Below are 11,683 nucleotides of genomic sequence, written 5' to 3' on the forward strand. Positions count from 1 at the left end.
CCCCATCTGCCCATGATTCATATCCCCAAAGCGGAATACACCCGTCGCCGCAAGGCGCTCATGGCGCAGATGGAACCCAACAGCATCGCGATCCTGCCGGCAGCCGCCGTGGCCATCCGCAACCGCGATGTCGAGCACGTGTACCGCCAGGACAGCGACTTCCAGTACCTGAGCGGTTTCCCCGAGCCCGAAGCGGTGATCGTGCTGATGCCCGGTCGCCAGCATGGCGAATACGTGTTGTTCTGCCGTGAGCGCAACGCTGAGCGCGAGCTGTGGGACGGCCTGCGCGCCGGCACTGAAGGCGCGATCCGCGACTTTGGCGCCGACGACGCATTCCCTATCACTGATATCGACGACATCCTGCCCGGCCTGATCGAAGGCCGCGACCGGGTATATTCGGCCATGGGCAGCAATGCCGAATTCGACCGGCATGTGATGGAGTGGATCAACGTGATCCGCTCCAAGGCGCACCTGGGCGCCCAGCCACCGAACGAATTCGTTGCCCTGGATCATCTGCTCCACGATATGCGCCTGTATAAATCGGCGGCAGAGGTGAGGGTGATGCGCGAAGCAGCGCGCATTTCCTGCGCGGCCCATGTGCGGGCGATGCAGGCCAGCCGTGCGGGTTTGCATGAGTTCAGCCTGGAGGCCGAGCTGGATTACGAGTTCCGCAAGGGCGGCGCGAAAATGCCCGCCTATGGCTCTATCGTCGCCGCCGGACGCAACAGCTGCATCCTGCATTACCAGCAGAATGACGCGTTGCTCAAGGATGGCGACCTGGTGCTGATCGACGCCGGTTGTGAGATCGACTGCTACGCCAGCGACATCACCCGCACCTGGCCGGTCAACGGCAAGTTTTCGCCCGAACAAAAGGCGATCTACGAGATTGTGCTGGCCTCCCAGGAAGCCGCCTTCGCGCAGATCGCACCGAACAAGCATTGGAACCAGGCCCATGAGGCTACCGTGCAGGTCATCACCGCCGGCTTGGTGAAGTTGGGGTTGCTGCAAGGTGACGTTGACGAACTGATCGCCAGCGAAGCCTACCGCGCTTTCTACATGCACCGCGCCGGCCACTGGCTGGGCATGGATGTGCATGATGTGGGCGAGTACAAGGTCGGCGGTGAATGGCGAGTGCTGGAAGTCGGTATGGCCTTGACCGTGGAACCGGGCATCTATATTTCCCCGGACAACCAGAACGTGGCAAAGAAATGGCGTGGCATTGGCGTACGCATCGAGGATGACGTGATAGTGACCAAGCAAGGCTGTGAAATCCTGACCGGCGCGGTGCCCAAGACCGTTGCCGAGATCGAAGCACTGATGGCGGCTGCCCGATGAGCCGGGTCAACCTGGCGATTATTGGTGGTGGCCTGGTGGGTGCCAGCCTGGCCCTGGCGTTGCAGACCGGGGCCAAGGCACGTGGCTGGAAGATCGTGCTGATCGAACCCTTTGCCCCGGGCGACAGCTACCAGCCCAGTTACGATGCGCGTTCTTCGGCGCTGTCCTTTGGTGCCCGCCAGATTTATCAGCGTCTGGGCCTGTGGCAGGACATTGCCCGCCGCGCCGAACCGATCAAGCAGATCCACGTATCGGACCGCGGGCGTTTCTCTACCGCGCGCTTGTCCGCCATGGAAGAGGGCGTACCGGCTCTGGGCTATGTGGTGGAAAACGCCTGGCTGGGCCAATGCCTGTGGCAAGGCCTGGATAAAGACGTCGTCAGCTGGCGCTGCCCCGCGGAAGTCACGCGCATGGAGCCGCTGCCTGATGGCTATCGCCTGACCCTCAACGATGAAACCGTGCTGGAATGCGACCTCGCGGTGTTGGCCGACGGCGGCCGCTCCGGCCTGCGCGAGCAACTGGGCATTGGCGTGAAGACCCGGCCCTACAACCAGAGCGCACTGATCGCCAATATCACCCCGAGCGAAGCCCACAATGGCGAAGCGTTCGAGCGCTTTACCGATGAGGGGCCGATGGCCTTGTTGCCGCTGCCGGACAACCGCTGTGCGCTGGTCTGGACCCGCATCGGCATGGACGCCCAGCGCCTGGCCGACCTTGACGAGCGCAGCTTCCTGAGCGAGTTGCAGGGCGTATTCGGTTATCGCCTGGGCACCCTCAAGCAAGTGGGCGCCCGTCATCTGTACCCGCTGACCCTGGTGGAAGCTGAAGAGCAAGTGCGCTCGCATCTTGCGGTCCTCGGCAATGCCGCCCACAGCCTGCACCCGATTGCCGGGCAGGGGTTCAACCTGTCCCTGCGCGATGCCAATGCCTTGGCCGAAGCCTTGTTGGCCGGCCCGGCAGTGCCAGGTGACCTGGCGACGTTGCAAGGCTATCGGGATCGCCAGCGCCTGGACCAACAACTGACCGTAGGCTTTTCCGATCAGGTCACACGCTTGTTTGGCAGCGGCCAGCCGCTAATGGCGCTGGGCCGTAACCTGGGCTTGCTCGGCCTGGATCTGTTGCCGCCGGCCAAGCGCTGGTTCGCCCGCCAGGCCATGGGGCTGGGGGTGCGCTCCGATGTTTGAGCCGGCCCATCACTTTATTGGCGGCCTGTGCCGCACACGAGACAAGGCTTAAAGCATGGACATGCGCGCAGATGTGCTGATTGTCGGGGCCGGAATGATCGGAAGCGCCCTGGCGCTGGCGTTGCAGGGCAGCGGCTTGCAGGTGCTGCTGCTCGACGGCAGCCCGCTAAGCGTCAAACCGTTTGAACCGCAGGCGGCGTTTGAGCCGCGGGTGAGCGCGTTGTCCGCTGCCAGCCAACGCATCCTCGAACGCCTGGGCGTGTGGGACGGCATCGTCGAGCGTCGCGCCAGCCCTTACGGCGAGATGCAGGTGTGGGACGGCAGCGGCACCGGACAGATCCACTTCTCGGCGGCCAGCGTGCATGCCGAGGTGCTCGGGCATATCGTCGAAAACCGCGTAGTGCAGGATGCCTTGCTGGAGCGCTTGCACGACTGCGACCTCGGCCTGCTGGCCAATGCGCGCCTTGAGCAGATGCGCCGCTCCGGCGATGACTGGCTGCTGACCCTGGCTGACGGGCGCAAATTGCGTGCGCCGCTGGTGGTGGCCGCCGATGGCGCCAACTCCGCAGTACGCCGCCTGACCGGCACCCCGACCCGCGAGTGGGATTACCTGCATAACGCGATCGTCACCAGCGTGCGCAGCAGCCAGCCGCACCAGCGCACGGCCTGGCAACGCTTTACCGATACCGGCCCGCTGGCGTTCCTGCCGCTGGTACGGGATGGGCAGGAAGATTGGTGTTCGATTGTCTGGTCGACCACGCCGGCTGAGTCCGAGCGCCTGATGGCCCTGGATGATGAACGCTTCTGCCGGGAGCTGGAGCGCGCCTTCGAAGGGCGCCTGGGCACTGTGGTCAGTGCCGACCCGCGCGTTTGCGTGCCGTTGCGCCAGCGCCATGCCAAACGCTACGTGGCCGAGGGCCTGGCGCTGATCGGCGATGCTGCCCACGTGATTCACCCGTTGGCGGGGCAGGGCGTGAACCTGGGCTTTCTTGATGCGGCGGTATTGGCCGAGGTGTTGTTGGCGGCCACCGAGCGCGGCGAGCGCCTGGCAGATGTTAAGGTCCTGAGTCGTTACGAGCGGCGTCGCATGCCTCACAACCTGGCGTTGATGGCGGCAATGGAAGGCTTTGAGCGCTTGTTCCAGGCGGATCAACTGCCGCTGCGCTGGCTGCGTAATGCCGGCCTGAAAATCGTCGACCAGATGCCCGAAGCCAAGGCAGTGTTTGTGCGCCAAGCGCTAGGTTTGACTGGCGATCTACCAGAACTCGCTAAACCCTGAATTGAAACACAGTCCCCTGTGGGAGGGGGCTTGCCCCCGATGAGGCCCTCAACCCTCGCGCATATTCGGGCTGTGCAACATCTGGTAACGCCTCCACCGAGCGTTACCAAATGTGAGTCCTTATCATTTGCCCTCAATTTGCAAATGAGAGACCGCACCCATGTTGGCACCCAAGCGCCTCCTGACTGCCCTGGCACTCACCCTGATCGGCAGCACCACCGTGCAGGCAGCCGACGAAGTCGTGGTCTACTCCTCGCGCATCGATGAGCTGATCAAGCCGGTATTTGATGCCTACACCAAGAAGACCGGGGTGCAGGTCAAGTTCATCACCGACAAGGAAGCGCCGCTGATGCAGCGCATCAAGGCCGAGGGCGAGAACGCCACCGCCGATCTGCTGCTCACCGTCGACGCCGGCAACCTCTGGCAGGCCGAGCAAATGGGCATCCTGCAACCGTTCACTTCCGCTGTGATCGACAAGAATATCCCGTTGCAATATCGCTCATCGGCCCACGCCTGGACCGGCTTGAGCCTGCGTGCGCGCACTATCGCCTATTCCACCGAGCGGGTGAAACCGGGCGAACTGACCACCTACGAAGCCCTGGCAGACAAGCAATGGGAAGGCCGCCTGTGCCTGCGTACCGCGAAAAAAGTCTACAACCAGTCACTGACCGCCACGTTGATCGAAACCCATGGCGCGGCCAAGACCGAAGAGATCGTCAAGGGCTGGGTCAACAACCTGTCCACCGACGTGTTCTCCGATGACATCGCCGTGCTGGAAGCCATCAATGCCGGACAGTGCGACGTGGGTATCGTCAATACCTACTACTACGGCCGCCTGCACAAGCAGAAGCCGGATCTGGCGGTGAAACTGTTCTGGCCGAACCAGGGCGACCGTGGCGTGCATGTGAACCTGTCGGGCATCGGCCTGACCAGGCACGCGCCGCACCCGCAAGCGGCCAAGGCACTGGTGGAGTGGATGACCACGCCTGAGGCGCAGAAAATCTTTGCCGACGTGAACCAGGAGTTCCCGGCCAACCCGGCGGTACCGCCATCGGCGGAAGTGGCGAGCTGGGGCAAGTTCGTGGCCGATACCTTACCGGTAGAAGTGGCGGGCAAGCGCCAGGCTGAAGCCATTCGCCTGATGGATCGCGCTGGCTGGAACTGAATGTGTAAATTGCCACAGATCTAAATGTGGGAGGGGGCTTGCCCCCGATAGCGGGGTATCAGTCTAATCATCATTGACTGGCACTCCGCTATCGGGAGCAAGCCCCCTCCCACATTGTTTTGTGTTTGTCTTCGAATAGTCTGTTCTATAGAGAGCTTTTCCTTGGCCCACCCCGCCCAACGCCGCTGGTACCTGCCGGTCTTCACCGTCGCCGCCCTGGTGCTGCTGCCGCTGAGCGTGCTGCTGCTGTCCTGGCAAAGCATCGACCACCAGATCTGGTCCCACCTCTGGGACACCCAGATGCCGCGCTTGCTGGGCAACACCCTGACCCTGGTACTCGGCGTCGGTATTGGTGTGACGCTGCTGGGCGTCAGCCTGGCCTGGTTGACCAGCCTCTGCGAATTCCCCGGGCGACGTTGGCTCGATTGGGCGCTGATGCTGCCCTTTGCGATCCCGGCTTATGTGCTGGCCTTCGTGTTCGTCGGTCTGCTGGACTTTGCAGGGCCCGTGCAAACCCTGCTGCGCGAATGGTTCGGCAATGGGCTGCGCTTGCCGCGAGTGCGCTCCACCAGCGGCGTGATCATCGTGTTGGTGCTGGTGTTCTATCCCTACGTTTACCTGCTGGCACGTTCTGCGTTTCTGGCCCAGGGCAAGGGTTTGATGGAAGCGGCGCGGGTATTGGGGCAATCGCCATGGCAAGCATTCTGGCGCGTGGCGTTGCCGATGGCGCGACCAGCGATTGGTGCCGGTGTGGCCCTGGCGTTGATGGAGACCCTGGCAGATTTCGGCGCCGTCTCGGTGTTCAATTTCGATACCTTCACCACGGCTATCTACAAAACCTGGTATGGCTTTTTCAGCCTTTCCGGCGCCGCGCAACTGGCCAGCCTGTTGCTGCTGGTTGTGATGTTGGTGCTGTATGGCGAGCGGCGCGCGCGTGGAGCCAGCCGACCGAGCAATGAGCGGCCACGCGGCAAGGCGTTGTACCACCTGCACGGGTTCAAGGCCGTGGCGGCCAGCGCCTGGTGCGGCCTGGTATTTGCCTGTGCGTTTGTGATCCCGATGCTGCAACTGGTGGCCTGGTTCTGGCAGCGCGGGCGCTTTGACCTGGATGAGCGCTATACGGGCCTGATCGTCCACACCCTCTACCTGGGTGGTATTGCCGCGCTGATTACGGTCAGCGTGGCGATGATCCTGGCCTTTGCCAACCGCCTGGCGCCGACCCGGGCGATTCGCTCCGGTATCAGCCTGGCCAATGTCGGTTATGCCTTGCCGGGCTCGGTGCTGGCGGTGTCGATCATGCTGGCGTTCAGCTACCTGGACCGCGAACTGGTGGTGCCACTGTCCGGCTGGCTGGGCGGCGCGGGCAGGCCCTTGCTGTTGGGCAGCCTGTCGGCATTGGTGCTGGCTTACCTGGTACGGTTCCTGGCAGTGGCCTACGGGCCTTTGGAAAACAGCCTGGCGCGCATTCGTCCGTCCTTGCCCGAAGCTGCACGCAGCCTTGGGGTGAGCGGTCCACGACTGTTTTGCAAAGTGTATCTGCCGTTGTTGTTGCCCGGCACCCTGAGCGCGGCGCTGCTGGTGTTCGTGGATGTACTCAAGGAAATGCCCGCGACATTGCTGATGCGCCCGTTTGGCTGGGACACGCTGGCGGTACGGATCTTCGAGATGACCAGTGAAGGCGAATGGGCGCGGGCTTCTTTGCCGGCGTTGACCCTGGTGCTGGTCGGGTTGTTGCCGGTCATCGGGCTGATCCGTCGCTCTGCTCGGCAAATCGGTTAGGTGCCAGTCCTACGGCATGAGGCTACAATGCGCGGCATTCGGTGCGCTCCGTCTTTCGGATCGACCTGCTGTATGTGGCTGCGGGCCTTGTAAATCAAGGTGTTCGGCACAAGTGGCAGCTCTGCGCACCTTCGCCAAGCCCGGAAGGAGAAACCCATGGGACAGCGTACGCCTTTGTATGACCTGCATCTCGCCCTCGGCGCGAAAATGGTCGATTTTGGCGGTTGGGATATGCCTTTGCATTACGGCTCGCAGGTTGAAGAACACCATCAGGTGCGGCGCGACTGTGGGGTGTTCGATGTATCTCATATGACCGTAATCGATGTCACCGGCCCTCAGGCCAAGGAATGGCTTCAGCACCTGCTGGCCAATGACGTCGATCGATTGCACGGCTGCGGCCGTGCGCTGTACAGCGCCATGCTCAACGAGCAAGGCGGAGTGGTGGACGATATGATCGTCTACCGAACCGAAACCGGGTACCGGCTGGTGGTCAATGCCGCCACCCGCGATCAGGATATGGCCTGGATGCAGGCGCAACTGGGTGATTACCAGGTGCAGCTGCATGAGCGGTCCGAATTGGCCATGCTTGCCATCCAAGGGCCTCATGCCCGGCATAAGATCGCCGAACTGGTGACTCAGTCCCGTGGCATCCTGATCCACCAGCTCAAGCCGTTCGAAGGCCATGCCGACGGCGACTGGTTTATCGCCCGTACCGGCTACACCGGCGAAGACGGCCTGGAAATTGTCCTGCCCGCCGACCAGGCACCGGGTTTTTTCAACGATCTGGTGGGGGCGGGCATTTCACCTATCGGCCTCGGTGCTCGCGATACCTTGCGCCTGGAGGCCGGCATGAACCTGTACGGCCAGGATATCCATCAGCAGGTATCGCCCCTCGCGGCCAATATGGCCTGGAGCATTGCCTGGGAACCTGCCGGGCGCAATTTTATCGGTCGTGCTGCGCTGGAAGCGGAAAAGGCGGCCGGTGTGCAGTTCAAATTGGTCGGGCTGGTGCTGGAAGAGCGTGGAGTTTTACGCGCTCACCAAGTGGTTCGTATCGCCAATGTTGGCGAAGGAGAGATCACCAGTGGTAGTTTCTCGCCTACGCTAAGCAAATCCATTGCCCTGGCGCGCGTACCGGCGGCGACTGCCGACCGGGCCGAAGTGGAAATCCGCGGCAAGTGGTACCCGGTTCGAGTGGTCAAGCCGACCTTCGTACGCCATGGCAAAACCTTGATCTAACTATTTTCCGGCAGGCCAATGGCCGCTGACATTTCTTCTTGAGGACACAGACTATGAGCAATATCCCTGCCGACCTGCGTTTTGCCGAAAGTCACGAATGGGCCCGTCTGGAAGCTGATGGCACCGTGACTGTCGGCATCTCCGACCATGCACAGGAAGCTTTGGGTGATGTGGTGTTTGTTGAACTGACTGAAGTGGGCAAGGTGTTTGCCGCTCAAGATCAGGCGGGTGTGGTGGAGTCGGTCAAAGCAGCTTCGGATATCTACTCGCCGATTGCCGGCGAAGTGATTGCTGTCAACGAAGAGCTGAGTGGCAGCCCTGAGCTGCTGAACTCTGACCCTTATGGCGCCTGGATCTTCAAGCTCAAGCCAAGCGACAAGGCTGAACTGGACAAACTGCTGGATGCCGCCGGCTACAAAGCCGCCATCGGCGACTAAACGCAATAGCTGCAACAGCACACATCAATGTGGGAGCTGGCTTGCCTGCGATTGGATCACCCGTGTATCACCGATACACCGAGGTGCCTGCATCGCAGGCAAGCCAGCTCCCACAGTTGATTGGGGTGTGCCTGCTGGTTGTGTTCAGTCTTTCTTCAGTACCGCTTTAACCGCCGCTACAGCCCGCTCCACATCCGCCTCTGTCATTGCCGTGAACATCGGCAACGACACGATCAAACGCCCAACACGCTCCGCCACCGGGAACATGCCTTCCTTGAAACCCTGTGCCCGATACAGGCTCAGCAAGTGGATCGGCGGGTAGTGATAGCCAATGCCAACGCCGTGGGCCTGCATCTGCTCCATGAACGTTGCGCGAGCAGGCAAGCCGTCCTGGCGCTCCGGCAACACCAGTTGGAACAGGTGCCAGTTGCTGTTCTCGAAATCCGCCGGCGGCAGTTGCGCGCCATATTTCTCTTCGAAGTCACTGCCAAAGCACTGGAAGTAGTGGCGTGCCAGGTGCTGGCGGTGGGCCGTGATCTTCTCGATATGCGCAAACTGCCCCAGGCCAATGGCGGCGGCGATGTCGGTCATATTGAACTTGCCGCCCAGGACATCCACATCCAGGCCATCGAAACCGGTGCGGGTCACGCCCTGCAGGCGATACTTCTCTGCCAGGCGAGCCTCCTCGGCGTTGTTCAACACCAGGCAGCCACCCTCGGATGAGGTGATGTTCTTGTTCGCCTGAAAGCTGAACGACACGAAGTCACCGGTTGCACCGATGCGTTCCCCGTCCCAGCTGGAGCCCAAGGCTTGCGCGGCGTCTTCGACGATACGCAGGTTGTACTTGTTGGCCAGCGCGTAAAGCATCGGCATGTCCAGGGGCAAGCCCGCCAGGTAGACCGGGATGATCGCTTTGGTACGTGGTGTGATTGCCGCCTCAACCTGGGCCAGGTCAATGTTGCGGGTAATCGGGTCGATATCGGCGAACACTGGAGTAGCGCCGACTTCGAGGATGACGTTGGCGGTGGCCACCCAGGAAATTGGTGTCGTGATGACTTCATCCCCAGGCCCGATACCGGCGATGCGCAAGGCGATCTCCATGGTGCAGGTGCCCGAGTTGAAGGTGCGCACCGGCCTCCCGCCAAAGTATTCCGACAACTGCGCCTCGAACGCCTGCACTTTTGGCCCGCTGGTGATCCAGCCGGAACGCAGGACATCGCCGACTGCCGAAATGGTGGCTTCATCAATGGTCGGTTTGGAAAACGGCAGGAAAGGCTGTTGGCTCATGACGAAGAAGGCATCCGTTCAAGATAGGCGATGAATGTTAAACGTGTCAGTAACGCATGGTTGCACGGCAAGACTGAATATAGCCTGTCGCTTCTGAACGATTCGTCATAGGGCAGGCAAAAAAATGCCGCTTGAAAAAGCGGCATTTTTTATCGGTGCGGCTGTTACTCGGTTACAGCATTCTTCGCCAGGATGGCGTTAGCCAGTTCCATGTCCGTGGCCTGAAGGCCAGGGTTATCGGCGCGGACCTTCTGCATGGCCGCTTCCAGGTACGGGCCGCGGATGCCGCCGTCGCTGGCGACGAAGCTGCCCGCGTCGTCCTGGGCGGCGACTACCAGCTTGTGGTCCTTGAATGTCAGGTAAGTCGAGCCAGTGGTGGCGCCCGACGAGATGACATTACGCCAAAAGCTATCGGCCATGGCTGAGCCGACAGGTAGGGAAAGCACAGCGAGGGTTGCGACAGCATATTTAAGACGCATGATGGGTGACTCCGGTGGGTTATCTGTACGTTTTGATTGTAGTTAAGCCGATCCAGTTCCATCACTGACTAAACAGTTTCAACCTCTAAAATCACCCCATCCTGGCCAACCACGCGTACTTGAGCGCCTGCTGGGGCATCGGCACCGGTGACCATCCACACGCCATCGCCGACTTTAATCTTGCCCCGGCCATCCACAATCGCCTGATGCACCATGAAGGTGCGCCCGATCAATTCGGAGCCGCGCTCGTTCAACCCCGGTTGATCGCTGACCTTGGCGCTGCTGCGTTGGCGCTTCCACCAATACACGGCCGTCAGGATCGACAGCATGGCGAACAGCAGCAGTTGCCACTCCAGCCCGAGTGGCGGGACCAGGAACTTGATCACCCCCACTGCGGCCGCGGCGATACCCATCCACAGCAGGTAACCGCCGGCGCCGAACACCTCAAGAATCAACAGCACGGTGCCCAGCGCCAACCAGTCCCAGAACGACAAATGCAGCAAAAAGTCCCACATGGTGTTGGCCTCAGCCTTTCTGGTTGCCGAAAGTCGCCTTGACGATTTCGCCGATGCCGCCCACGGCGCCAATCACCTGGCTGGCTTCCAGCGGCATCAGGATGACCTTGCTGTTGTTGGCCGACGCCAGCTTGCCCAAGGCATCGATGTATTTTTGCGCGACGAAGTAGTTGACCGCCTGCACATTGCCCGACGCGATGGCTTCGGACACCACTTGTGTCGCTCGAGCTTCGGCTTCGGCCTGACGCTCACGTGCTTCGGACTCCAGGAACGCGGCCTGGCGGCTACCTTCGGCTTCGAGGATCTGCGCCTGCTTCTTGCCTTCGGCCGTCAGGATCGCCGACGCACGCAGGCCCTCGGCTTCGAGGATCTGTGCACGCTTGATTCGCTCGGCTTTCATCTGGCCGGACATGGCGGCCATCAGGTCGGCGGGTGGGCTGATGTCTTTGATCTCGATACGGGTGATCTTGATGCCCCACGGCGCAGTGGCTTCGTCCACGGTGCGCAGCAGCTTCTCGTTGATGCCATCACGCTGGCTGAGCATGGCATCAAGCTCCATGGAGCCCAGGACGGTACGGATATTGGTTTGCAGCAGATTGCGGATTGCGTGTTCGAGGTTGTTGACCTCGTAGGCCGCCTGGGCGGTGTTGACCACCTGGAAGAAGCACACGGCATCGATCTGCACGGTGGCGTTGTCGGCAGTGATGACTTCCTGGGGCGGAATGTCCAGCACGCTTTCCATCACGTTGATCTTGCGACCGATGCGGTCCATGACCGGGATGATGATGTTCAGGCCGGGCTTGAGGGTGTTGGTGTAGCGGCCGAAACGTTCGACGGTCCATTGGTAGCCCTGGGGCACCACTTTGAAACCCATGAACAGGATGGCGATGGCCAAGCCCACAAAAAGAAGCAGTACGGTTCCGATCTGCATAGCGATTCCTTATCTGAAGATGTCAGTGAACGACGTTGGGCCGATTGTAGCGG

General features: G+C 61.3%; 11 protein-coding genes. 7 read left to right on the plus strand and 4 right to left on the minus strand.

Annotated features, from left to right (window positions below):
• The first annotated feature begins 12 nt into the window (after positions 1–12).
• The 7 genes from pepP (at position 13) to gcvH (ending at position 8,418) form a co-directional block, all read left to right on the plus strand.
• Positions 13–1,335 carry a Xaa-Pro aminopeptidase gene (pepP, locus tag E3O56_RS04830; protein WP_005792387.1) on the plus strand — a complete coding sequence of 441 codons (1,323 nt, stop codon included), beginning with the start codon at positions 13–15 and terminating at the stop codon, positions 1,333–1,335.
• On the plus strand, positions 1,332–2,519 hold the full coding sequence (ubiH, locus tag E3O56_RS04835; RefSeq protein WP_248127931.1) for a 2-octaprenyl-6-methoxyphenyl hydroxylase: 1,188 nt from the start codon (positions 1,332–1,334) through the stop codon (positions 2,517–2,519). The genes pepP and ubiH overlap by 4 nt, the downstream gene beginning before the upstream one ends.
• Positions 2,520–2,580: 61 nt before the next feature.
• Positions 2,581–3,798, plus strand: a complete 1,218-nt coding sequence (locus tag E3O56_RS04840; protein ID WP_248127993.1) for a 2-octaprenyl-3-methyl-6-methoxy-1,4-benzoquinol hydroxylase — start codon at positions 2,581–2,583, stop codon at positions 3,796–3,798.
• Between the two features lie 160 nt (positions 3,799–3,958).
• The gene (locus E3O56_RS04845; RefSeq protein WP_032878835.1) at positions 3,959–4,963 is read left to right on the plus strand and encodes an extracellular solute-binding protein; all 1,005 of its coding nucleotides are present in this window, start codon (positions 3,959–3,961) and stop codon (positions 4,961–4,963) included.
• A 162-nt stretch (positions 4,964–5,125) separates the two neighbouring features.
• Positions 5,126–6,742, plus strand: coding sequence for an iron ABC transporter permease (locus E3O56_RS04850; RefSeq protein ID WP_248127932.1), 1,617 nt, complete (start codon positions 5,126–5,128; stop codon positions 6,740–6,742).
• Between the two features lie 156 nt (positions 6,743–6,898).
• Positions 6,899–7,981, plus strand: coding sequence for a glycine cleavage system aminomethyltransferase GcvT (gene gcvT / locus E3O56_RS04855; protein WP_005792381.1), 1,083 nt, complete (start codon positions 6,899–6,901; stop codon positions 7,979–7,981).
• Positions 7,982–8,034: 53 nt separating this feature from the next.
• Positions 8,035–8,418, plus strand: coding sequence for a glycine cleavage system protein GcvH (gcvH, locus tag E3O56_RS04860; protein ID WP_032878840.1), 384 nt, complete (start codon positions 8,035–8,037; stop codon positions 8,416–8,418).
• Between the two features lie 144 nt (positions 8,419–8,562).
• On the opposite strand, the gene E3O56_RS04865 is transcribed toward gcvH, so the two are convergent.
• The 4 genes from E3O56_RS04865 to E3O56_RS04880 all read right to left on the minus strand — a co-directional run bounded on the left by E3O56_RS04865 (position 8,563) and on the right by E3O56_RS04880 (position 11,630).
• A complete protein-coding gene (locus tag E3O56_RS04865; RefSeq protein ID WP_032878841.1) occupies positions 8,563–9,705 on the minus strand; it encodes a DegT/DnrJ/EryC1/StrS aminotransferase family protein in 1,143 nt (380 codons plus the stop codon).
• 164 nt (positions 9,706–9,869) lie between these two features.
• Positions 9,870–10,184, minus strand: a complete 315-nt coding sequence (locus E3O56_RS04870; protein WP_003176799.1) for a DUF2388 domain-containing protein — start codon at positions 10,182–10,184, stop codon at positions 9,870–9,872.
• Positions 10,185–10,252: 68 nt separating this feature from the next.
• A complete protein-coding gene (locus tag E3O56_RS04875) occupies positions 10,253–10,699 on the minus strand; it encodes an NfeD family protein (RefSeq protein WP_005792377.1) in 447 nt (148 codons plus the stop codon).
• 10 nt (positions 10,700–10,709) lie between these two features.
• The gene (locus E3O56_RS04880) at positions 10,710–11,630 is read right to left on the minus strand and encodes an SPFH domain-containing protein (RefSeq protein WP_003195285.1); all 921 of its coding nucleotides are present in this window, start codon (positions 11,628–11,630) and stop codon (positions 10,710–10,712) included.
• Positions 11,631–11,683: the final 53 nt, after the last annotated feature.

Source organism: Pseudomonas sp. W2Aug9 (assembly GCF_023127755.1).
Taxonomy (GTDB): Bacteria; Pseudomonadota; Gammaproteobacteria; order Pseudomonadales; family Pseudomonadaceae; genus Aquipseudomonas; species Aquipseudomonas synxantha_A.

What these genes read in the sequence shown, in the direction of transcription:
- pepP (WP_005792387.1), top strand. Translation starts at nt 13, where the DNA reads ATGATTCATATCCCCAAAGCGGAATACACCCGTCGCCGCAAGGCGCTC.
- ubiH (WP_248127931.1), top strand. Translation starts at nt 1,332, where the DNA reads ATGAGCCGGGTCAACCTGGCGATTATTGGTGGTGGCCTGGTGGGTGCC.
- E3O56_RS04840 (WP_248127993.1), top strand. Translation starts at nt 2,581, where the DNA reads ATGCGCGCAGATGTGCTGATTGTCGGGGCCGGAATGATCGGAAGCGCC.
- E3O56_RS04845 (WP_032878835.1), top strand. Translation starts at nt 3,959, where the DNA reads ATGTTGGCACCCAAGCGCCTCCTGACTGCCCTGGCACTCACCCTGATC.
- gcvT (WP_005792381.1), top strand. Translation starts at nt 6,899, where the DNA reads ATGGGACAGCGTACGCCTTTGTATGACCTGCATCTCGCCCTCGGCGCG.
- gcvH (WP_032878840.1), top strand. Translation starts at nt 8,035, where the DNA reads ATGAGCAATATCCCTGCCGACCTGCGTTTTGCCGAAAGTCACGAATGG.
- E3O56_RS04865 (WP_032878841.1), bottom strand. Translation starts at nt 9,705, where the DNA reads ATGAGCCAACAGCCTTTCCTGCCGTTTTCCAAACCGACCATTGATGAA.
- E3O56_RS04870 (WP_003176799.1), bottom strand. Translation starts at nt 10,184, where the DNA reads ATGCGTCTTAAATATGCTGTCGCAACCCTCGCTGTGCTTTCCCTACCT.
- E3O56_RS04875 (WP_005792377.1), bottom strand. Translation starts at nt 10,699, where the DNA reads ATGTGGGACTTTTTGCTGCATTTGTCGTTCTGGGACTGGTTGGCGCTG.
- E3O56_RS04880 (WP_003195285.1), bottom strand. Translation starts at nt 11,630, where the DNA reads ATGCAGATCGGAACCGTACTGCTTCTTTTTGTGGGCTTGGCCATCGCC.